This is a genomic window from Thermomonas haemolytica (genome assembly GCF_004346265.1).
GTDB lineage: Bacteria > Pseudomonadota > Gammaproteobacteria > Xanthomonadales > Xanthomonadaceae > Thermomonas > Thermomonas haemolytica.
On the sequence record NZ_SMAP01000003.1, the window covers coordinates 29,556 to 51,518 of the forward strand.

Here is a 21,963-nt window from a genome sequence, read left to right on the forward strand (position 1 = left end):
TCGCCCTGCGCCGGCCGGCGGACTGAAGGCCGCCGCGGCGTCCCGCGGGGCGCCGGTTCCGTGTCCGATCGCCCGCCGGGGGTGCCACCCCGGCCGGCTTGCGGTCGGCCAGCTGCGTGCTGGCCGGCCTTTTCCGCGCCGGCGCGTGCCGCCACCGCGCGCTGCCACGCCATCCGCGCAACGCAGTGTTTACGTTCAGGTTCAGCCTGGCGCGTGGTAAATTGCGCCGATGTTGCGCCAGCGCACCCTCAAGAACGTCATCCGCGCCACCGGCGTGGGCCTGCATGGCGGCGAAAAAGTCTTCCTGACCCTGCGCCCGGCGCCGGTGGATGCCGGGATCGTGTTCCGCCGGGTCGATCTGCAGCCGGTGGTGGAAATCCCCGCGCGCGCCACCCTGGTGGCCGAGACCACCCTGTGCACGGGCCTGAGCTGCGCAGGCGCCAAGGTGCAGACGGTCGAGCACCTGCTGTCGGCGCTGGCCGGGCTGGGCATCGACAACGCCTACGTGGAGCTGACCGCGCCGGAAGTCCCGATCATGGACGGCTCGGCCGGCCCGTTCGTGTTCCTGCTGGAATCGGCCGGGATCGTCGAACAGAACGCGCCCAAGCGCTTCATCCGCATCCGCAAGCCGGTGGAGGTGCGCGACGGCGACAAACTCGCGCGCTTCACCCCGTACGATGGCTTCCGCTTGGAGTTCACGGTCAAGTTCGACCATCCGGCCATCCCGGAGGCGCTCTCGCGCGCCACCCTGGACTTCTCCACCGGCGACTACATCCGCGAGATCAGCCGCGCGCGCACCTTCGGGTTCATGCGCGACCTCGAGTACATGCGCGAGCGCAACCTGGGCCTGGGCGGCTCGATGGACAACGCCATCGTGCTGGACGACTTCCGGGTGCTGAACGAGGACGGCCTGCGCTACGCGGACGAGTTCGTGCGCCACAAGATCCTCGATGCGGTAGGCGATCTGTATCTGGCCGGGCACCCCATCCTCGGCGCCTATGAGGGCTACAAGTCCGGGCATGCGCTGAACAACCAGCTGGTGCGCGCGCTGCTGGCCGATGCCGAGGCCTGGGAAGAGGTGAGCTTCACCGATCCGGCGCTGCCGGCCCCGACGCTGGGCTACGGGCTGGTCGCCAGCGCCGCCTGAGTGCGGCCCTTGCCGTGACCGCAGTCACGGTTTCCTCGGTGCTGCTACGCATTCCTTAACAAAATCACCGGCTTGTGCCGCTAGGATGCCCCCTCGCCGCGGCGGACCGGGGGTCCCTGCGGCGGGCCCTGCTCAGCGCGGCTCCGGCGCGTCGTCCGCACCGGAGCGCAGCAGCGCCAATGCCGCCTGCAGGCCCGGCGAAGGGCCAGCGGCCGGCGGCGGGCGCGGCGCGGCGGGCGGGTCCAGCGGCTGGGCGGCCACCTTGATGCCCACCGCCTCCACCTCCAGCCCGAGGGAACGGGCGGCGTCGATCAGGCCGGGCGAGGCCAGCCGCAGCCGGGCATGCCAGGCCGGGGCATCGACGAGGAACACCAGCCGGCGTCCGCGGACGTTGGCCAGGCGCGCATGCGCCGCCAGCCCCGCCGGCAGGTGGGGACGCAGCAGTTGATCGACCGCGGCGAGCCATTGGGCACGGCGCAACGTCCCCCCGGAGGGGCCGGCGAGCAGCGCGTCCAGCGCGACGCGCGGGCCGGCGCCGGGGGCGGAGCGGGAATCAGGCATCGAGGCATGGCAGGAACGGACCACCCACACGATACTCCGCGGCGCGCGATCGCGCAGGCGTACCGCCTGCGCGCATGGATGCGGCGCAGGCCGTGGGCCACCCTGGCCCTGCTGCTGGGCGCCGGCATGCTGTGCGGCGCCGCGGTCCGCAGCGCGATCGGGCTGGCCGAGGTCGAGGCCCTGCAGGCCGCGGATTCCGCGCGCCAGGCCGAACTGGACAAGCTGCGCCGCGATGCCCAGCGCGAGGTCAACGCACTGGCGGCACGCCTGGCCGAGCTGCAGGCGCAGGCCAACCGCCTGAACGCACTGGGCAGCCGGCTGGCGCGCGCCGGCCAGCTGGACGACGGCGAGTTCGATTTCGACCAGGAACCGGGCCAGGGCGGCGGCGAGGCCGCGCACGACATGCCGCCGGCCGAGCTGCAGGCGCGGCTGTCCGCGCTGGAGGCCGACTACCGCCGCGCCGACACCCAGCTGGGCGTGCTCGAGGCCCTGCTGTTCAACCGTCAGCTGGACCGCAACGCGCTGCCCTCGCGCCTGCCGATCGCCGGCAGCTACGTCACCTCCGGCTTCGGCGACCGCGCCGATCCGTTCGGTGGTGGCGGCCAGTTCCACAAAGGCATCGACTTCCAGGCCAACGTCGGCGATCCGGTGCTGGCGGTCGCCGACGGCATGGTCAGCTTCGCCGGGGTCCGCAACGGCTACGGCAACACCATCGAGGTGGACCATGGCAACGGGTACGTCACCCGGTATGCCCATAATTCGCGCCTGACCCAGCAGGTGGGCGATCTGGTGCGCGCCGGGCAGGAGATCGCCCGCGCCGGCTCCAGCGGCCGCTCCACCGGTGCCCACGTCCATTTCGAGCTGTGGCAGGACGGGGTGGTGCGCAATCCGCGCAAGTTCCTGGGCCACAACGATGCTCTGGCCCGGCACGGGCCCGCCCGCGGCTGACAACGGCCGGGGCTTGCCAACACGGCGGGCCGCCACCAGCTAAACTTGACGATTCCCGATCGCCGGGCCTCCCGCGGTCGGGCGCGTTGCCGTCCACATCTACGATGCCGCGCCGCAGGCGCCCATCCCGCAGGGATTGCCCAACCGATGCTCAATAGTTTGCTCACTAGTATTTTCGGCAGCCGCAACGAGCGCCTGCTCAAGCAGTACGGCGCCGTGGTCAGGAAGATCAACGCGCTGGAACCGCAGATGCAGGCGCTGTCCGACGAGGCGCTGAAGGCCAAGACCGCCGAGTTCCGGGAGCGCATCGGCAAGGGCGAGTCGCTCGACAAGCTGCTGCCCGAGGCGTTCGCGGTCTGCCGCGAGGCGTCCGTGCGCGTGTTCGGCATGCGCCACTTCGACGTGCAGCTGATCGGCGGCATGGTCCTGCACGCCGGCAAGATCGCCGAGATGCGCACCGGCGAGGGCAAGACCCTGACCGCGACCCTCGCGGTGTACCTGAACGCGCTGGAAGGCAAGGGCGTGCACGTGGTCACCGTGAACGACTACCTGGCCCGCCGCGACGCCGCCCAGATGGGCAAGCTCTACAACTGGCTGGGGCTGTCGGTCGGCGTGATCTACCCCGGCATGAGCCATGCCGACAAGGGCCCGGCCTACGCCTGCGACATCACCTACGGCACCAACAACGAATTCGGCTTCGACTACCTGCGCGACAACATGGCGCTGGCCAAGGAGGACCGCTTCCAGCGCGGCCTCAACTTCGCGATCGTGGACGAGGTGGACTCGATCCTGATCGACGAGGCGCGTACGCCGCTCATCATTTCAGGTCCTGCCGATGAATCCCCAGAGCTGTATATCAAGGTGGATGCCATCGTCCCGGCGCTGAAGCGCCAGGAGACCGAGGAGTCCGAAGGCGACTACTGGGTGGACGAGAAGCAGAAGCAGGTCCACCTGTCCGAAGCCGGCCAGGAGCACGCCGAGGCGCTGCTGCGCCAGGCCGGCGTGCTGGGCGAGGACGAGAGCCTGTACGCCGCGCAGAACATCCACGTGGTGCACCACCTGAACGCGGCGCTGCGCGCGCACTCGATCTACCAGCGCGACGTGGACTACATCGTGCGCGACGGCGAGGTGATCATCGTCGATGAGTTCACCGGCCGCACCCTGCCGGGGCGGCGCTGGTCGGACGGCCTGCACCAGGCGGTGGAGGCCAAGGAGCGCGTGCCGGTGCAGCGCGAGAACCAGACCCTGGCGTCGGTGACGTTCCAGAACCTGTTCCGCATGTACAAGAAGCTCTCGGGCATGACCGGCACCGCCGACACCGAGGCCTACGAGTTCCAGAACATCTACGGGCTGGAAGTGGTGGTGATCCCCACCCACCGCCCGATGATCCGCAAGGACCATTCCGATTTGGTGTTCCTCAACAAGGCCGGCAAGTATCGCGCGGTGATTCGCGACATCCTGGAGTGCGTGGAGCGTGGCCAGCCGGTGCTGGTCGGCACCACTTCGATCGAGGTGTCCGAGCTGCTCAGCAACGAACTGGCCAAGGCCGGGATCGCGCACGAGGTGCTGAATGCCAAGCAGCACGAGCGCGAGGCGCACATCGTGGCGCAGGCCGGCCGCCCGGGTGCGGTGACCATTGCGACCAACATGGCCGGTCGTGGTACCGACATCGTGCTCGGCGGCTCGCTGGAAGCGGAGCTGGCGGCGCTGGGCGAGGATGCCCCGGTCTCCGAGAAGGAGCGGGTGAAGGCCGAATGGCAGCAGCGCCACGACGCGGTGGTGGCCGCCGGCGGCCTGCACATCATCGGCACCGAGCGCCACGAGTCGCGCCGCATCGACAACCAGCTGCGCGGCCGTTCCGGGCGCCAGGGCGACCCGGGGTCGTCGCGCTTCTACCTGTCGCTGGAAGACAACCTGATGCGCATCTTCGCCGCCGACTGGGTGAAGAAGGTGATGGAGCGCATGGGCCTGAAGGAGGACGACATCATCGAGTCGCCGCTGGTGACCCGCCAGATCGCCAATGCCCAGCGCAAGGTCGAGGCCCACAACTTCGACATCCGCAAGAACCTGCTGGACTTCGACGACGTCAACAACGACCAGCGCAAGGTGATCTACCAGCAGCGCAACGAGTTGCTGGAAGCCGACAGCATCCAGGAGAACATCGAAGGCATCCGCCGCGACGTGGTGGCCGACACGGTGGCGCGTTTCGTGCCGCCGGAGTCGATCGACGAGATGTGGGACCTGCCGGGGCTGGAGGCCGAGCTGGCCGCCGAATTCGGGCTGCAGCTGGACCTGGTGGGCCTGCAGAAGGGGCGCGAGGAGCTGGACGCCGGCCAGGTGCTGGAGTTCGTGCAGGAGGCGATGGACGCGCTGTTTGCCGAGAAGGAAGCGCAGACCGGCAGCGAGACCATGCGCATGCTGGAAAAGCACGTGATGCTCAACGTGCTGGACCAGAACTGGAAGGAACACCTGGCGCGCATGGACTACCTGCGCCAGGGCATCCACCTGCGCGGCTATGCCCAGAAGCAGCCCAAGCAGGAGTACAAGCGCGAGGCGTTCGAGCTGTTCTCGGAGCTGCTGGAGCGGGTCAAGCGCGAGGTGATCTCGCTGCTGGCGCGCATCCGCGTGCGCAGCGAGCAGGAAGTGGCCGAGGCCGAAGCGCAGGAGCGCGCCCGCGCCGAGGCGGTGGCCCGGCAGATGCAGTTCCAGCATCCCGACATGGGCGGGCTGGGCGCCGACGAGGAAGCGGCGGATGTCCAGCTGCAGCGGCTGATCGCCTCCGGCCGGATCGGGCGCAACGATCCCTGCCCCTGCGGCAGCGGCAAGAAGTTCAAGCACTGCCATGGACAGTTGGCCTGAGCCACGGGCCATGCGGATGCGCCCGGCGCCATGCCGGGGGCGCGGGCGGCCGCGATGAGCGCGCCCTCGGTACACGTGGTGGCCGCGGTGCTGCGGGATGCGCGCGGGCGCATCCTGCTGACCCGGCGCACCGAGGGGCGCGACCTGGCCGGGCTGTGGGAATTTCCCGGCGGCAAGGTGGAGCCCGGCGAGGCGCCGGAGGCCGCGCTCGCGCGCGAGCTGCGCGAGGAGCTGGAGATCGAGGCCGAGGTCGGTGGGCAGGTGGCCTGCGTGGAGGCCGACAGCCCCGGCAAGCGGGTGCGGCTGGACGTGCGCGAGGTGCGTTTCCGCGGCAAGCCGCGCGGCGCCGAGGGCCAGGCGCTGGCCTGGGTGCCGCTGCACAAGCTGCCCGACTACCCGATGCCGCCGGCGGACCTGCCGGTGGTGGAAATCCTGCTGGGCGCCGCCGCGGATTAAGCCATCGGGCGCGTGCCTGCCGCGCTCAGGCGGAGGCAGCCAGCCGGCGATACAGCCGGTCCAGCGCGGCCACCTGCGTGGCCAGGGCCTGCGGCGGGCCGTCATTGCTGATCACGTCGTCGGCGATGGCCAGACGTTCGGTGCGGCTGGCTTGGGCCTCCAGCATCCGCCGCGCCAGCCCGGCCTCGATCCCGTCGCGCGCCTGCAGGCGCGCCAGCCGGGTGGCCTCGGCGGCATCGATCACCAGGATGCGGCGCAACCACGGATAGGCGCTGCGTCCGCCGACCTCGGCCAGCAGCGGGATCGAGGCCACCGCATAAGGGCTATCGGCAGCCTGGCAGGCGGCCTGCAGGCTAGCGCGCACACGCGGGTGAACGATGCCCTCCAGCACGCGCTTGGCCCCGGCATCCGCGAAGATCCGCCGCCGCATCGCGGCGCGGTCCAGGGTGCCATCGGCCGCCAGCACGCCCGCGCCGAAGGCCGCGACCACCTCGGCCAGCCCGCTGCTGCCCGCGGCCAGCGCCGCGCGCGCGGCGGCATCGGCATCGGCCACGAAAATGCCGAGATCGCGGAATACGGATTCGGCCAGGCTCTTGCCTGAGGCCACGCCGCCGGTGAGGCCAATGATGGTGTCGCTCATGCCGGGATTATGGCGCGCCGCGTCGGCGTGCTTATGCCAGCCCGGCCCAGTGCAGGTACAGCCGGACCAGATCGTTGCCCCACATGAAGCTGATCCAGCCGGCGAGGGCGAGGTAGGGGCCGAACGGGATCGGGGTGGCCTTGTCGCGGCCCTTGGCGGCCAACCACAGCGAGCCGACCACCGCCCCCACCAGCGAGGACAGCAGGATCGTCGGCAGCACGCCGGCCAGCCCGGTCCAGGCCCCGATCGCGGCCAGCAGTTTGAAGTCGCCGTGGCCCATGCCTTCCTTGCCGGTCAGCTGCTTGAACAGCCAGTACACCGACCACAGGCTCAGATACCCGGCCATCACCCCCAGCACGGCCGGCTTGGGCTGCACGTACAGGTGCTCCATCGCCGCCACCAGGCCCAGCCACAGCAGCGGCAGGGTGAGCTGGTCGGGCAGCAGGCGGGTGCGCAGGTCGATCCCGGCCAGCGCGACTAGATAACTGGTGAACAGCAGCGCCCCGAACCCCTTCCAGCCGAACCCGAAGCGCCAGACGCAGGCCAGGAACAGCACCCCGGTCAGCAGCTCGACCAGCGGGTACTGCAGTGAGATCGGCGCCTTGCAGCTGCGGCACTTGCCGCCCAGCGCCAGCCAGCTCAGCAGCGGGATGTTCTCGTACCACGCCAGCTGATGGCCGCAGTGCGGACAGTGTGAGCGCTCCACCACCACCCCGGGCGGTGGTGGCTCGTACAGCTCGGGGATCTCCAGGATCTCGCGCGCCTCGCGCTTCCACTGCCACTCCAGCCGGCGCGGCAGGCGCAGGATCACCACGTTGAGGAAGCTGCCCACCAGCAGCCCGAGCCCGGCCGCGGCGGGGTAGCCGAGGCCGGGATGCGCGTCGAGGAATGCCATCTGTCGCGATCGCCCCGCTTACATCACGGTCATCGCGATCTTGAAGATCGGCAGGTACATGGCGATCACGATCGAACCCACCAGGCCGCCGATCACCACCATCACCATCGGCTCGATCAGGCTGGAGAGCGCATCCACCGTGTTGCTGACCTCTTCCTCATAGAACTCGGCCACCTTGTAGAGCATGGTGTCGAGCGCGCCGGCTTCCTCGCCGATCGCGGTCATCTGCACCACCATGTGCGGGAACAGGTTGACCTGCTTCATCGCCACGTTGACCGGGTAGCCCACGGCCACGTCGTCCTTCATCTTCAGCACGGCCTGTTCGTACACCATGCTGCCGGTGGCGCCGGCCACGCTGTCCAGTGCTTCCACCAGCGGCACGCCGGCCTTGAAGGTGACCGCCAGCGTGCGCGCGAAGCGCGCGATGGCGGATTCGTGCAGGACTTTGCCGATCACCGGGATCTTCAGGAGCAGCCGGTCAACGGTGTGCTGCAGCTTGCTCGAGCGCTTGTAGCTGAAAATGAAGAAGCCGATGCCGGCGCCAACGATGATGCCGATCAGCCAGAACCACTTCACCATGATGTCGGAGATGCCGAACACCAGGTTGGTGAAGGCGGGCAGGTCGGCGCCGAAGTCCGCGAAGGTGGACTTGAAGATCGGTACCACGTACACCATCAGCACCGCGCAGACCAGGATCGCCACGGCGATCACCGTCGCCGGGTAGAACAGCGCCTTCTTGATCTTGCCCTTGATGCTCTCGATGTTTTCCTTGTAGTTGGCGATGGTCTCGAGGATCGTCTCCAGCACGCCCGAGGCCTCGCCGGCGCGCACCAGGTTGCGGTAGAGCTCGTCGAACTGCACCGGGAACTGGCTCATCGCCTCGTAGATCGAGGCGCCGCCCTCGATGTCGTTGCGCAGGCTGTTGACCATCTTCTTCATGGCCGGGTTCTTGTTGCCGCCGCCGATGATCTCCAGTGCCTGCACGATCGGCACGCCGGATTTCATCATGGTCGCGATCTGGCGGCTGAACACCGCGATGTCGCGCGAGGAGATCTTCTTGGCCGCGCCGCCGAACAGCGGTTTCGGCTTGGGCTTGACCATGGTGGGGTTGATGCCCTGCTTGCGCAGCTCGGCGCGCAGCAGGTTGGCGTTGCGCGCCAGCTGCTCGCCCTTCATTACCTTGCCGCGCTGGTCGCGGCCCTGCCAGACGAACTCTTCCAGGGGGTTCAGGCGGCGGGTGTCGGCTTTCTCCCGGGCCTTGTTGATCGCGGCTCTGCGTGCGGACATGGGGCTCCCCTTCAATCCTTGGTGACGCGGTTGATCTCGACCAGGCTGGTGATCCCCTGTTTCACCTTGTCCAGCGCGGAACGGCGCAGGTCCCGCACGCCGCTGCGCGCCGATGCCTCGGTCAGCTGCTGGACATTACCACCAGCCAGCACGATTTGCTGGATTTCCTCGGTCATCGGCATCACCTGGTAGATGCCGGCGCGGCCCTTGTAGCCTTCGGTGCAGTCCGGGCAGCCCACCGCCTCGTACACCGTGATGCCGGCGTGGACCTCGTCCGCGGTGAACCCTTCCGCCAGCAGGGCGTGCTCCGGCAGGTGCACCGCGCGCTTGCAGTCGTGCAGGCGCCGTACCAGGCGCTGGGCGATCACCAGGTTGACCGAGCTGGTGATGTTGTAGGGCGCGATGCCCATGTTCATCAGGCGGGCGATGGTCTGCGGGGCGTCGTTGGTGTGCAGGGTGGACAGCACCATGTGGCCGGTCTGGGCGGCCTTGACCGCGATCTCGGCGGTCTCAAGGTCACGGATTTCGCCGACCATGATCACGTCCGGGTCCTGGCGCAGGAAGCTGCGCAGGGCGGCGGCGAAGGTCATGCCGCGCTTGGCGTTCTGCTGCACCTGGTTGACGCCCGGCAGGCGGATTTCCACCGGGTCCTCGACCGTGCTGATATTGCGGGTCTCGTCGTTCAGGATCCCGAGCGCGGTATACAGGCTCACCGTCTTGCCGGAGCCGGTGGGGCCGGTGACCAGCACCATCCCGTAGGGTTTGTGGATGGCCTCGAGGAACAGCTTCTGCTGGGCCGGCTCGTAGCCCAGTTTCTCGATGCCCATCTTGGCCGCGCTGCCGTCCAGGATGCGCAGCACCACCTTCTCGCCGAACAGGGTGGGCAGGGTGCTGACGCGGAAGTCCACCTGCTTGCCCTTGCTGATGTTCAGCTTGATGCGGCCGTCCTGCGGCACCCGCTTCTCGGCGATGTCCAGCTGCGCCATCACCTTCAGGCGCGCGGCGATGCGCGCGTGCAGTTTCACCGGCACCTTCTTGAAGACCTTCAGGATGCCGTCGATGCGGTAGCGCACCCGGTATTCATTTTCGTAGGGTTCGAAATGGATGTCCGAGGCGCCGCGGCGGATCGCATCCACCAGCGCCTTGTTGACGAACTTGACCGTGGGGGTGTCCTCGCCCTTGGCGTCCACCCCGGTGTCGTTCGCGAACTCATCCTCGCCGCCGCTGACTTCCAGCCCTTCCAGTCCTTCGGCATCGTCGAGGTCATCGCCCAGCGCCTCGGCCGCCTCCTGCCACTGCTCCAGGCAGCGCTTGATCTGGTCGGCGTCCACCAGGATCGGTTCCACCGTCAGGTTGGTGTGGAACTTCAGCTCCTCCAGCGCCTGGTTGTTGGTCGGGTCCGCCGTGCCCACGAACAGCCGGTTGCCGCGTTTGAACAGCGGCAGCACATGGTGCTTGCGCAGCAGCTCCTCCTTGACCAGGGAAATCGCGGATTGCGCGGGGTCGATGGCCAGCGCGTCCACCAGCGGCATGCCGAACTCGATGGAGTTCGCTGCGGCCAGCGCGGAAGGGGTGGCCAGACGGTGCTGGGCCAGGTAGATCGCCAGCGGCGTGCGCTCGGCGGTGGCGGCCTCCATTGCGCGGCGCGCGGTGGCCTCGTCCAGCGAGCCGTCCAGCACCAGCCGGCGGGCGATGCCGGTGATGCCCATCAGGTTGGGGGTAGCGGCGGTGTTCATCGGTAGGCGGACTCCCCGGGAATGGCGAGACTTTAGCCTAAACGCGGCTGGCGGCGAATCCGGGAGGGTGGGGATAAGCCAGCTGGCGCCGCCGGGCCGGGGCGCCCGGTGGCGCCGCGGGCTGGCCGGTGGCGATCTGGAGGGAATGGCCGGAAGCAGCCGCGACCGCGGCAATGATCTTCCCCCGGTGCGGCGTTCGGGCTACCTTGCGGGAATGGGGAATCCGCGCTCACTCAGCATCATCCTGCCTGCCAAGAACGAAGCCGAGGGGCTGCGGCGCACCCTGCCGGCGTTGCGCGAGCGGTTCCCGCAGGCCGAGGTGATCGTGGTCGATGACGGCTCCACCGATGGCACGGCAAGCGTGGCCGTGCAGGCGGGCGCGCGCGTGCTGTCGTCCCCGTATTCGATGGGCAACGGCGCAGCGATCAAGCGTGGTGCGCGTGCGGCTGCCGGCGAGGTGCTGGTGTTCATGGATGCCGATGGCCAGCACGGGGCCGAACATGTCGCCGCCCTGCTGGCCAGGCTGGACGAGGGGTATGACATGGTGGTGGGCGCGCGCGACAGCAGCGGGCAGGCGAGCCTGCACCGCGGGCTGGCCAATGCCTTCTACAACCGGCTGGCCAGCTGGATGACCGGCCATCGCATCGCGGACCTCACCTCGGGGTTCCGCGCGGTGCGCGCCGACAAGTTCCGTGAGTTTCTGTACTTGCTGCCCAACGGGTTCAGCTACCCCACCACCTGCACCATGGCGTTCTTCCGCAGCGCCTACCCGGTGGCCTACGTGCCCATCCCGGTCGCCAGGCGGGTCGGCAACGGCAGCCATATCCGTCCGTTCAAGGATGGCATTCGCTTCCTGCTGATCATCTTCAAGATCGCCAGCCTGTATTCGCCGCTAAAACTGTTTGCGCCGACAGCTGCCGCGTTCTTTCTTGCCGGCCTTGGCTGGTATGCCTGGACGTTCCACGAGACCGGCCGCTTCACCAACATGAGCATGCTGCTGATCAGCGCGGCGGTGATCGTCTTCCTGATTGGCCTGGTGTCCGAGCAGATCACCAACCTGATGTATCGGCGAGATGGGTGATAACGCTTCGCTGCCCCGCATTCTTCACATCACCCGCAACCTGCCGCCGCTGGTGGGCGGCATGGAACGGTTGAACTGGCACATTGCCGATGAGCTGTCGCGGCAGGCGCAGGTGCAGGTCATCGGCCCGCGCGGGGCTGCTGCGCTCAAGCCTGCGAACGTCGAATTGAGCGAAGTCCCGCTGCGCCCGCTGCCGCGTTTCCTGCTGACGTCTGCATGGCGGGCGCTGCGGCTGGCGCGGAGGCAGCATCCGCAGCTCGTGCTGGCCGGCAGCGGCTTGACCGCACCTGCGGCGTGGCTGGCGGCGCGCGCATGTGGCGCGCGCGCCGCGGTCTATGTGCACGGGCTGGATGTCGCGGTCAGACATCCGGTCTACCGCATGCTCTGGCACCCGGTATTGCGGCGGATGGATGTGGTGGTGGCGAACAGCCATCCGACGAAGGCGCTCGTGCGCGGTATCGGCGTCTCCCCGGAGAAGATACGTGTCGTCCCGCCCGGGGTGTCGCTTCCGGAAGCGCCGCAGTCGCCGGAGGCGTTGCGGGCATTCCGCGAGCGGCATGGACTTGGCGATGCCAGGCTGCTGCTCTCCATCGGCCGCTTGACTACGCGCAAGGGGCTGCGTGAATTCGTGCGCGAGTCGCTGCCCGCCATCATCAGCCAGGCTCCCGACGTCCTGCTGGTGGTGATCGGGGATGCACCGACGGACTCGCTGCTTGCAGGCGTGCAGAGCCCCGAGAGCATCCAGGCCGAAGCCGATGCCGCCGGCATCGGTGCCCATCTTCGCTTCCTAGGCGTCATCACCGATCCACAGCAGCTGGCGTGCGCCTACGAAGCTGCCAGCGTGCATGTTTTCCCGGTGCGTGAGATCCCGGGCGATCCCGAAGGATTCGGCATGGTGGCCATCGAGGCCGCAGCACACGGCTTGCCGACCGTCGCGTTTGCGACCGGGGGAGTGGTGGATGCGGTCGAGGACGGGGTAACCGGGCGGCTGGTGCCCCCCGGCGATTACGATGGCTTGCGTGACGGCGCCCTCGCCGTGTTGCGCGATGGCGAAGGCGCATGGCGCATGCGGGCGCAGGATTTTGCGCGCCAATTTGTTTGGCCGCGGTTCGGGAGCGCACTCCGGGCATGCCTGAGGGTGGGGGATGCCAATCGCGAGGTCGGGCGGTGAGCGATCATGTTCCCGCCATCTGGTTTCCCGCCATTCGCACCGGCACCGGCACCGACGCGTTCACCGAGCGGTTGGTGGCGGGACTGCAGGCGCGTGGCCTGCGTGCCGAAATCACCTGGTTGCCGCTGCGCGCGGAGTACGAGCCTTGGACGGTGCGCGTGCCCAAGGCGCCGGAATGGGCGACTGTCTGTCACATCAATACCTGGCTGCATCCCCGTTTTATCCCTCGGCAATTACCGGTCGTGGCGACGCTGCACCACTCAATCCACGACCCGGCATTGAGGCCTTACAAGGGATGGTTGCGTTCTGCCTACCATCGCTGGTGGATTGCACCCATTGAACGTCGTGTCTTGCGCCGAGTAGACCGGGTCGTGGCTGTTAGCCGTTTCGTGGCCGATATGGCCCGCCTGACTTTGTGCGATGTGCCGATGGAGGTCATCTATAACGGGATCGATACGGAGATGTTCCGGCCCGGAAACCGCGCGCGGCAACCGGGTGGGCCGTTCAAGCTGCTCTATGTCGGCAGCTGGATGGCGCGCAAGGGCGTGGATCTTCTGGCGCCGATTATGCGCGAGCTGGGTGAAGGCTTTGAGTTGCAGTACACCGGCGGTGTGGCTGCCGAAAAAGAACGGCACTCCATGCCGGGAAACATGCGTGATTTGGGGCGTCTGTCAATCCATCAAGTCATCACTGCCATGCAGAATGCCGATGCATTCCTGTTTCCGTCGCGCAGCGAGGGGCTGCCGCTGGTAGCCATTGAGGCCATGGCTTGCGGTCTGCCTGTCATTGCGATGGAGGGAACGTCTGTGGGAGAGGCGGTTACGCATGGGAGAACAGGTCTGCTGTGCAAGCGGGAAGACGTTCTGGCATTCGCAGAGGCCGCGCGCGCCATGGCGACGGATCGGCAGCTGCGCCTTGCGTGCGGTGCGGCTGCGCGCGAAATGGTCGCGAGCTGTTTCCGGGAAAGCAGGATGGTCGATGCCTATATCCAGATGTATCACGACCTTCTGGATGGAAAGATATGACCGCCGCCATCACCATCCACTTCCGCAAACCGGAGCTGACGGCAAGGTGCATCGACAGCTTGTTGGCGGATGGGTGGACGCCGGTGCTGGTCTGGGACAACTCTGCGGACGAAGGGCGCAGTTTGCAGGCGCTGGCCGCCCGCTGTGCCGGGGAGCCGCGCGTGCAGCTTGTGGGCAATCCAGTCAACATCGGGTTCGGCAAGGGCATGAATGCCGCCCTGGCCGAGCTGTCGCGCAGGGGCTACGCCGGCCCCGTCTTGCTGGTCAACAACGATGCGGAAGTATTGCCCGGCATGCGCGAGGCGATGCTTGCAGCCCTGCCCTGCGATGATGCCGTCCCGGCGTTGGTGGCGCCTCGGATCCTGCAGGATGGACGTGCGCATGGTTGGCTGTACTACCAGCCGTGGCTGGCGTTGGTGACCGAGCGGCCGCTGCCGGGCAGTTTCGCCTATCTCAGCGGCTGCTGTCTGCTGGTGGCACGCCCGGACAACGCGCAGCCGCTGTTCGATGGAGACTTCTTCATGTACGGCGAGGATGTGGAGCTGTCTTGGCGCTGGCGCAGGAGTGGGGGGCGCCTGGTGCTGCTGGATCGGGTGCATGTCCGGCATGAGGGGTCAGCGAGTAGCGGGCAGGCGAGCGAGGGCTACGAGCGATACCTGGTGCGTTCGCACTGGTGTTTGGCTGGGAAGTTCGCCGGAAATAGATTTACGACGCTGCTCATGCGCGCTTCGCGTTTGCCTGCCCTATTCTTGCGTGCTTGTGTGCGGGCTTTGCGGTATCGATCTTGCGTGCCGCTCAAGTCGTTGGGAGAGGTCTGCAAGAGGTAGACGGTAGGTTGGCAGGTCGCCTGATTTCTTAGCGTTGGAGTGCGTAGATGGCGAGGATATGCTGGGTTGTCCCAAAAATAAAAAGGCGCAAATTTTCGGGCGGGATTTATTGCATATTGAGGCATGCGGATGGCCTCGCGCGAAGAGGGCACTGCGTGACGGTAGTGCCGATCTTGGACTCATCTCGGCCGGACTGGTTCAAGGATTTCCAGTTTGAACTGAAGCTTGAAAGGAAATGGGGTTTGGCATGGCGGGCCCTGCGATCTGGCTGGCAAAAGCGGTCGCTAGAAGCCATGTTGCAGGCTTCTGCTTCAGGCATGACCATGGTCGAGCCCAGAGTTCTCCCGTTTTCACTGCGGCACTCGGTGATGTGCGAGCGGGCGCGCTTGTTATTGCCTGAGGCTGACATAACGGTCGCGACTTCATTCGAGACCGCATTGCCCGTGCATCTTTATGGAAGAGGTGTCCTTGCTTATTACGCCCAGCATTTCGAGCCGTACTTCAAGAATGAATTCGATGATCCCGGTTTTGCCGAGACGATGGCGCGCCTGAGCTATTCATTGCCTTTGAAAATCATCACCAACTCGGCCTGGCTTGAGGCGACGATCTCGGCCGAGACAGGCGCCAGCGTGCATGCGGTTGCAGGCAATGCAATCGATGATGTCATGTATATCGATAAGCCCCATGTCATTCCCGAAGAAGGGCCCTTGCGCGTCATCAGCTACGGCGGCCGAGGTGCTGTTTGGAAAGGCTTCGATGATATGGCGGAGGGAGTCAAGAGGGCGCGGGCGCAGGGGGTTGAGATTGACTGGGCTGTCTATGGGGACTGTGCGCTCTCCCCGGAAAACTCAGTCGCCAACTTTAGGCATTTGGGGTTCCTAGGGCCTGCCCAGCTCGCGGCGGCCTATCGTCAGTCGCAGGTGCTATTGAGTGCATCTTGGTACGAGAGCTTTCCTCTTTTTCCTTTGGAGGCGATGGCCTCCGGATTGGCAGTCATTACCACCCAGCCTGGAACGGAGGCGTTCGCGGAGCATATGAGAACAGCTTGGGTTGTACCTCCCAAAGATCCAGATGCGCTGTCCGATGCGCTGATTGGGCTGGCGCGGGATAGGGAGTTACGGCACAAACTTGGGGCTGCCGCAATGGAAGAAGCGAAAAGGCACTCTTGGGATGTTGCCACCGGTCAAATGGAGCGCATTTTGCTGGGTCTTATCTAGTCTTATTTGCCTCTCCACTTTTGGCGGCTCAGGGTTGCGATCATCGCAACTTCTGCAGCATAGCCGGCGATTACGGCGCCGTTGATGCCAAAAATGGGAACTAGGGCTGACACGCCTGCCACGCTGGCCGTAGCGCCAAAGGCGTAGGCCCATCCGATCAACTGCATGCGCGCGTGGTGGATGGCCTGGAAATTCAGCAGCGCACGGAATGCCTGCAGCGCGGGCAGCCAAGCCAGCCAGCGCAGAGCACCAACCGTATCAGTGAAGCTTCCGCCCAAGAGCAAGGGCAATAGCGGTGCGGCCAGCCATATGGCAGCGCCCAACGCCAGTGCCATGGCGATCAGCACAAGCCCGGTCCGGCGCAATTGACGCATCGGATCCGGCTGCGCATGCAGCCGCGGCCATAAGGCTTCCTGCAATGCCATCAAGGGCAGGCTGGCCATATCCACCAAGCGCTGTGCGACGTTGTAATTGCCGGCTAGGCCGAACGAAGTCTGGGCCAGCACGGGCTTGTTGAACTCGGCCTGGAGTCTGGAGGCGAACACGGCCAGACTGAAGGGCAATCCGCTGGTAGCGGCCATCGCTTCCGAGGCAGTCTCGGTCTTGGTATCTGTGGTGGCGCTCAGACACCAATAGAGAAAGCCGGTGTAGGCCAGGCCGCTCGTCGCATAGGCCCACAGTGCCGCCGTTGCTGAAACCTCATGGAGTGACAGAAAAAGTACTATCAGTGCCAAGAGACGCAAGAGCGGCAGGCCGGCCTGGATAGCCCCGAAGGCATGCATGTCCTGCTGTGCCTGGCGGTGGCGCGCGCCGAGTTCCGTGAACGAGGTGGCTGCAATCTCCGCTGCGATGGCGATGCAGGCGGCAAAGGTGGGGAGGTTGCCTGGGAGTAGCATGGCAGCAGCGACGATGGCAGCCATGGCGCTGGGTGCGAGTGTGAGCCACCACCATCGCCGCGCAATTCCAAAGTACACCGCTTCGTGCGCAGGATCGCGCGCGGCATTGCGCAGTACAATGTGGGAAAGGCCGAGCCCAGCGAACGGGGCGACGAAGGATGTCGTGGCCAGTATCGCAACGACTTGGCCATAGGCAGTCGCACCCAATCCCCGTGCAAGTAGCAGCACGGTCACCGCCTGCGCTGCCGCACGCAGAAGCATCCATCCGAGCGTGACCCCGCCATGGCGTGCCAGCCTGCCTGGCCGCCACTGGAGAATCGACAGGCTGCGATCAAGCAAGCGCGTCATGTTCCGTCTTCGGTGCCGGCCAGTGGCTGGCGATGGCTGGTCACAATCACTAGCGCCGTGGACTTAGTCATTCATCGCGGTTGCAGAGGTTGGGCCGGCCGACATGCAGCGGCGCCTCGAAGGCAGGGGGCGCCGTGGATGGCGAGGTCGGCGGGGGTACGGATCTGCTTGGTGCCCACGGGGATGGATGCTCTTGCGCGCCGGGTTAGCGGGAGTGTGTGTCGGCTGCGACCCGGATGCGCAGTTCCTGGGAGAGCTTATCCGCCCATCCCGGATGGCCTTCTTTGCGGAGATCGTCGATCAGGCTGGCGGCGAATGCGGGGTCCCGGGTTTCCAGCACGGCTTGTGCGAAGTAAGGATAGGCCTGGTCGGGGGCCTGGGTGTGGCCGAGGATGAAATAGCCCATCGCAGCGGCTTCGATGGGCTTGAAGCGGGCGCGTTGGTTGATGATGCCGATGGCCTCCAGCATCTTGTCCCCGTTGACCGGCATCCCGTCACGCGCCCTATTCAGGATGACCCAGACCGAGGAAGCGTTGTCCGGCGTCATCGTCACGTGGCGCAGCCGGGCCAGGTAGCGGTCCCAGTCCGCGTCCGGCACCGGCCCGCGCAGGGCCTTGAAGGCGATGATATTGGTGAGGCTCTTGATCGAATCCTGTCCGGCCTCCGCGGCCTTGTCGCAGGCGGCGATGGCCTTGTCCAGGTTCGGGTTGTCAGCCTTCGCGCCTCCGCCGAGTTCGAAGTAGCTCACGCAGAGCGAGTTCCATGCCCGGGCGGAGCCGGGGGCGAGCGCCGTGCTGGTCATGGCCAGCGCCAGTTCGCTGTCCCAGGAGCGCGCACGTACGATGGTCGTGGCCATCAGTGCCGCCAGTCCCAGCGAACAGACGGCGATGGCGGGGGCTTTCCCGAGCTTCACCCGGCTGGCGGCCAGCGACAGGAGGTCCGCTGCGGCCAGCAGGATGCCGATCATCGGGAAATGGTTCCGATGCTCGAACGCCAGCTCCAGGCCAATCACGTTGCTGGTGACGAAGTGTCCGGCGAAGAACAGGAAGATGCCGAGGGAAAAGACCGGGCGGCGCCGGCGAAGCTTCCATGCCGTCGCCAGCAGGATGCCGAGCAAGGCAAGTGCGGGAAGGGTGGTCCATGGCGAGAGCAATCCGCGCGATGGCTGCAGCCAGTCGTAGTAGAACGGCATGTGCGCAGGCAGGGGAATCAGGATCTCCCCGAGGTACATGCACAGCACGCGGCCTTGCGAGAGCAGGCGCTCGATGCTGGAAAAATCACGGACCGGATAATTGCCCCAGGACCAGAAATAGGGGACGACCAACAGCAGGTAGAGCGCGGCCCCGAGGAGGATGGCCACCAGATACCCCTTGCGCAGCGCGGCCGCCAATGCGGGGTCACGCGCGCCGAAGCGCAGTACGGTCAGTTCCAGTGCCAGCGTGTAGGCGGGCAATGCGATCGCATCCTCCTTGCAGCTGAACGCGGCTGCCCAGAGCAGGCCTGCCAGCAGCCAGCCGAAGCGTCCCGGGCGCCCCTGCATCTGGGCCTGGCGGGCGTGCAGGTAGCTCCACAGCGCGAGGAGCAGGAACAGCGTGGACAGCGTTTGCATTCGCTGGACCACGTACAGCACCGCCGACACTTGCAGCGGGTGCACCGCCCAGGCCAATGCCACGGCGAGCGCCATCCAGTGCGCGCGCGTGCGGGAAGCGCCGGCCGCAATGAGCAGGGCGCGCAGGAAAAAGGCCAGCACGATCGCCGTGAGGGCATGGATGGCGATATTGGTGGCCTTGAAGGTGCCGGGGTCCATGCCTCCCGCCCGGTAGTAATCCAGGGCGAAAGTCAGCATCGGGAGGACGCGCGTCGCGCTGCCCGGTTGCGAGCTGAACGCGGCGTCCATCACCGCGGAGGGCTGCAGCGACTGCAGCTGGATCCCGGGGTTCTGCACGATGTTGTAGGCATCGTCGAACACGAAGCCGCCAGGAAGGCCCGGCAGGAAAGTGGCGGCCGCCAGTGCGGCAAGCAGCAGGCTAAGAAGAAGGAAGCCGCGCGGGGACTGCGTCATGTGCGAACCGATGGCGATGCCGGCGGGAATCGCGAGTATGGTCGATCCGATGCGCTTCTGCAGGGGTTGCGATGGGCGCGGGCGTGCCCGGCCCGTGCCTCATGGCATGCTCAGAGCGAGCAGTTGGCCGTGTGCATGTCGCACGTCGTCACGGCGATGCCGGGGGGCTTGGGCGTGCCGGTGATCGGCGTGGCCATGCCGGTGGCCGTGTCTGCAATTCGGCACGCTTGACGCGGTGGTGCAGGAATTGGGGAGCTGGTGTAAATGGCGGCCAGTGCGAATTGCGCATAGTTTTTCATTTCTGCCAGGCAGGCACTCTCGGCGGACTTGATGCGATACCGGTTGTAGGCTGGTAGCGCGATGGCGGCGAGGATCGCGATGATCGCGACCACGATCATCAGTTCGATCAGGGTAAAGCCGCGGGCAAGGTGGCGCATGGCAGGTAACCCCCTGGGGTGTCTTCAGTCCGGCTGAAGCAAGAAGCGAACCTATTCCGGGGTTTCGGATGGTTCCGCGGTTTGAAATGTGGCGTTCGTCGCAAAAAAAGAGGCCCCGTTGCGGGGCCTCTTTTAGAACAGCCTGATGCGATGTGCCGGTCGGATTAGACCGACGGGGTCATCGTGCAGGTGGCGGTCGAGTTGCTGCACACAGTATTGGCAGTGCCCGGGCTCTTTGGGACGAAGTTGGTGGTACCGGTGATGGAGCTGATGGCGGTGGTCGGAGAGGTGCAGGCCTTATGCTCCGGGGCGGCAACGGTCATGCTGGACATCAGGGCCGACACCGCCGAGTTCATATAGGCCTTGGCCTCGGCCTGGCAGGCGCCTTCGGCCGAACGGATGCGGTAGTTGTTGTAGGCCGGCAGCGCGATGGCGGCCAGGATGGCGATGATCGCGACCACGATCATCAGTTCGATCAGGGTGAAGCCTTGCTGCTTGTTCATGGTGTATCCCCTAGGGTGTGGTTGGGTGGTTCACGTGCTGCGTTGCCCGCCGGTACCGGTCCCGACACGGGGCGGCCTCACGTGCGGGAGTTATAACGCATGAACCGTGCCAAAAGCGGCCAATCCCGCGCCGCGCTTGCATTTGCGACATCCGTCACGCAGTGGCGGGGGTGACGCCACCGAAGTTTACGACACTCTGCGTCAGTTGTTGACGCTTTGCGTCAGCTGTTGCCGATATGGCCGGAACTGTCACGAAGCGCCCGGTGGCGGGTGCGGGTTGCGGCGTGGCGCGCGCCGTGCCGGAGGGGTTCCACGTGGCCGCGACGTGATGCCCGATGATCGCGCCGGGTTCCCGGGGGCTGCCTGCAGGGGTGGGTGGCGCCGGCGGCGAAGCCGCGGCTCAATCGATGCCCAGCTTCTTCAGCTTGTAGCGCAGCGCGCGGAAGGTGATGCCGAGCTGGGCGGCGGTCTTGGTCTTGTTGTAGCGGTTGTCCTGCAGCGCCTGTTCGATGGCCTTGCGCTCGATTTCCTCGATGAAGCTGGGCAGGGCGCTGGCGGCGGATTCGCGCGGGTCGATCTTGCTCGGGTCGAGGCTGGCGGCCGCGGCGGCGGCCTGCGCGGGCAGCGGCGGCGCCGGGCGGTGTTCGGGCAGGTGCAGGTCGCTGGCGCGGATGCCGTCGTCGTCGGCCAGGGCGAATGCGCGCTCGAGGATGTTCTCCAGCTCGCGCACGTTGCCGGGGAAGGCGTAGTGCGCCAGCGCCTCCATCGCGTCGGGGTGCAGCTGCGGGCGCGGGCGGCCCTGGGCCGCCGCCAGCCGGCCGAGGATGGCATCGATCAGCACCGGCAGGTCCTCGCGGCGCTCGCGCAGCGGCGGCACCCGCAGTTCGATCACGTTGATGCGGTAGTAGAGATCGTGGCGGAAGCGGCCGTCCTCGACCAGGGCGGCGAGGTTCTTGTGGGTGGCCGAGAGGATGCGCACGTCCACCGGCACTTCGGCATTGGCCCCGACCGGGCGCACCGATTTTTCCTGGATGGCGCGCAGCAGCTTCACCTGCATGGCCATCGGCAGCTCGGCGATCTCGTCCAGGAACAGGGTGCCGCCCTGCGCGGCCTGGAACAGGCCGGTCTTGTCGGCGTGGGCGCCGGTGAAGCTGCCCTTCTTGTGGCCGAAGAACTCGCTTTCCATCAGCTCGGCCGGGATCGCGCCGCAGTTGACCGGCACGAACGGGCCGGCGGCGCGCGCGCCCTCGGCGTGGATGGTGCGCGCCACCAGTTCCTTGCCGCTGCCGGACTCGCCGGTGATGTACACCGGGGCCTGGCTGCGCGCGACCTTGGCCAGGGTGGCGCGCAGCGCCTGCATGGCCGCGGACTGGCCGAGCAGGCGGGCGGCGGCGCTGCCGCCGGGCGGGGTGTCGCCAGGCAGGCGCGGCGGGGCCAGCTTCAGGGCGTGCTGCACCAGCCCGCGCAGCACGGCCAGGTCCACCGGCTTGCTGACGAAATCGAAGGCGCCGGCCTTGAGGGCGTCCACCGCCGCCTCCTGGTTGCCGAACGCGGTGATCATCGCCACCGGGGTGTGCGGGTAGAGCTGGGCGATTTCCTGTACCAGCTCGATCCCGGAGCCGTCGGGCAGGCGCATGTCGGTCAGGCAGAGGGCGTACTGGTGGCGCTTCAGCAGCGCGCGCGCATCCTGCAGGGAGGAGGCGGTATCGCAGTGCAGGTCCATCCGGCCGAGGGTGAGGACCAGCAGGTCCCGGATGTCGCGCTCGTCATCGACGATCAGGACGCGGGCGGGTTGCGGGCTGCGGGCGGGGGAATTCATGGCGGAATCACGATACCCGCTTGCCGCGCTGCGTCCAAGTGCGACGCG

17 protein-coding genes and 2 pseudogenes are annotated in these 21,963 nt (G+C 66.9%); 9 read left to right on the top strand and 10 right to left on the bottom strand.

The window, feature by feature from the left end; all coding sequences use genetic code 11:
* Positions 1–229: 229 nt before the first annotated feature.
* A complete protein-coding gene (gene lpxC / locus EDC34_RS04980; protein ID WP_114959828.1) occupies positions 230–1,147 on the top strand; it encodes a UDP-3-O-acyl-N-acetylglucosamine deacetylase in 918 nt (305 codons plus the stop codon).
* A gap of 132 nt (positions 1,148–1,279) precedes the next feature.
* Here the strand turns inward: lpxC and EDC34_RS04985 are convergent, their stop codons facing one another.
* A complete protein-coding gene (locus EDC34_RS04985; RefSeq protein WP_114959827.1) occupies positions 1,280–1,708 on the bottom strand; it encodes a DciA family protein in 429 nt (142 codons plus the stop codon).
* Between the two features lie 6 nt (positions 1,709–1,714).
* Between EDC34_RS04985 and EDC34_RS04990 the strand changes: the two genes are divergently transcribed.
* The 3 genes and pseudogenes from EDC34_RS04990 to EDC34_RS05000 all read left to right on the top strand — a co-directional run.
* A complete protein-coding gene (locus EDC34_RS04990; protein ID WP_114959826.1) occupies positions 1,715–2,656 on the top strand; it encodes a M23 family metallopeptidase in 942 nt (313 codons plus the stop codon).
* Positions 2,657–2,803: 147 nt separating this feature from the next.
* Entirely contained in the window at positions 2,804–5,515 is a 2,712-nt protein-coding gene (gene secA / locus EDC34_RS04995; RefSeq protein WP_114959825.1) for a preprotein translocase subunit SecA, read from the top strand.
* A 54-nt stretch (positions 5,516–5,569) separates the two neighbouring features.
* Positions 5,570–5,950, top strand: a pseudogene (locus EDC34_RS05000) (NUDIX domain-containing protein); the annotation flags it as partial.
* Between the two features lie 46 nt (positions 5,951–5,996).
* Here the strand turns inward: EDC34_RS05000 and coaE are convergent.
* From coaE to pilB, 4 genes are read right to left on the bottom strand one after another with little or no spacing between them, the layout of a single operon-like run.
* A complete protein-coding gene (coaE, locus tag EDC34_RS05005) occupies positions 5,997–6,611 on the bottom strand; it encodes a dephospho-CoA kinase (protein WP_114959823.1) in 615 nt (204 codons plus the stop codon).
* 31 nt (positions 6,612–6,642) lie between these two features.
* Positions 6,643–7,506: a prepilin peptidase gene (locus EDC34_RS05010; RefSeq protein ID WP_114959822.1), complete on the bottom strand. Its 864-nt coding sequence runs from the start codon at positions 7,504–7,506 to the stop codon at positions 6,643–6,645.
* A gap of 18 nt (positions 7,507–7,524) precedes the next feature.
* Entirely contained in the window at positions 7,525–8,793 is a 1,269-nt protein-coding gene (locus EDC34_RS05015) for a type II secretion system F family protein (protein ID WP_114959821.1), read from the bottom strand.
* 11 nt (positions 8,794–8,804) lie between these two features.
* On the bottom strand, positions 8,805–10,529 hold the full coding sequence (gene pilB / locus EDC34_RS05020) for a type IV-A pilus assembly ATPase PilB (protein WP_114959820.1): 1,725 nt from the start codon (positions 10,527–10,529) through the stop codon (positions 8,805–8,807).
* A gap of 214 nt (positions 10,530–10,743) precedes the next feature.
* Here pilB and EDC34_RS05025 point away from each other — a divergent pair, with 214 nt between their 5' ends.
* The 5 genes from EDC34_RS05025 (at position 10,744) to EDC34_RS05045 (ending at position 15,850) form a co-directional block, all read left to right on the top strand.
* Entirely contained in the window at positions 10,744–11,610 is an 867-nt protein-coding gene (locus EDC34_RS05025; RefSeq protein ID WP_114959819.1) for a glycosyltransferase family 2 protein, read from the top strand.
* Complete coding sequence (locus EDC34_RS05030) at positions 11,603–12,781, top strand: glycosyltransferase family 4 protein (protein ID WP_114959818.1); 1,179 nt, start codon at positions 11,603–11,605, stop codon at positions 12,779–12,781. The genes EDC34_RS05025 and EDC34_RS05030 overlap by 8 nt, the downstream gene beginning before the upstream one ends.
* A complete protein-coding gene (locus EDC34_RS05035; RefSeq protein ID WP_240311069.1) occupies positions 12,778–13,806 on the top strand; it encodes a glycosyltransferase family 4 protein in 1,029 nt (342 codons plus the stop codon). Before EDC34_RS05030 ends, EDC34_RS05035 begins: the two co-directional genes overlap by 4 nt.
* Positions 13,803–14,633 (top strand): glycosyltransferase, encoded by an 831-nt coding sequence (locus EDC34_RS05040; RefSeq protein WP_114959817.1) that lies wholly within the window; start codon positions 13,803–13,805, stop codon positions 14,631–14,633. Before EDC34_RS05035 ends, EDC34_RS05040 begins: the two co-directional genes overlap by 4 nt.
* Positions 14,634–14,788: 155 nt before the next feature.
* Positions 14,789–15,850, top strand: coding sequence for a glycosyltransferase family 4 protein (locus tag EDC34_RS05045; protein ID WP_165921016.1), 1,062 nt, complete (start codon positions 14,789–14,791; stop codon positions 15,848–15,850).
* A 2-nt stretch (positions 15,851–15,852) separates the two neighbouring features.
* Here EDC34_RS05045 and EDC34_RS05050 read toward each other — a convergent pair whose 3' ends face one another.
* The 5 genes and pseudogenes from EDC34_RS05050 to EDC34_RS05070 all read right to left on the bottom strand — a co-directional run bounded on the left by EDC34_RS05050 (position 15,853) and on the right by EDC34_RS05070 (position 21,915).
* The gene (locus EDC34_RS05050; RefSeq protein ID WP_114959815.1) at positions 15,853–17,094 is read right to left on the bottom strand and encodes a lipopolysaccharide biosynthesis protein; all 1,242 of its coding nucleotides are present in this window, start codon (positions 17,092–17,094) and stop codon (positions 15,853–15,855) included.
* 205 nt (positions 17,095–17,299) lie between these two features.
* A complete protein-coding gene (locus EDC34_RS05055) occupies positions 17,300–19,156 on the bottom strand; it encodes a hypothetical protein (protein ID WP_114959814.1) in 1,857 nt (618 codons plus the stop codon).
* A 110-nt stretch (positions 19,157–19,266) separates the two neighbouring features.
* Entirely contained in the window at positions 19,267–19,593 is a 327-nt protein-coding gene (locus EDC34_RS12520) for a prepilin-type N-terminal cleavage/methylation domain-containing protein (RefSeq protein ID WP_114959813.1), read from the bottom strand.
* Between the two features lie 404 nt (positions 19,594–19,997).
* Positions 19,998–20,096, bottom strand: a pseudogene (locus EDC34_RS12305) (prepilin-type N-terminal cleavage/methylation domain-containing protein); the annotation flags it as partial.
* Positions 20,097–20,496: 400 nt separating this feature from the next.
* Complete coding sequence (locus EDC34_RS05070) at positions 20,497–21,915, bottom strand: sigma-54-dependent transcriptional regulator (RefSeq protein WP_114959811.1); 1,419 nt, start codon at positions 21,913–21,915, stop codon at positions 20,497–20,499.
* Between the last annotated feature and the right edge of the window lie 48 nt (positions 21,916–21,963).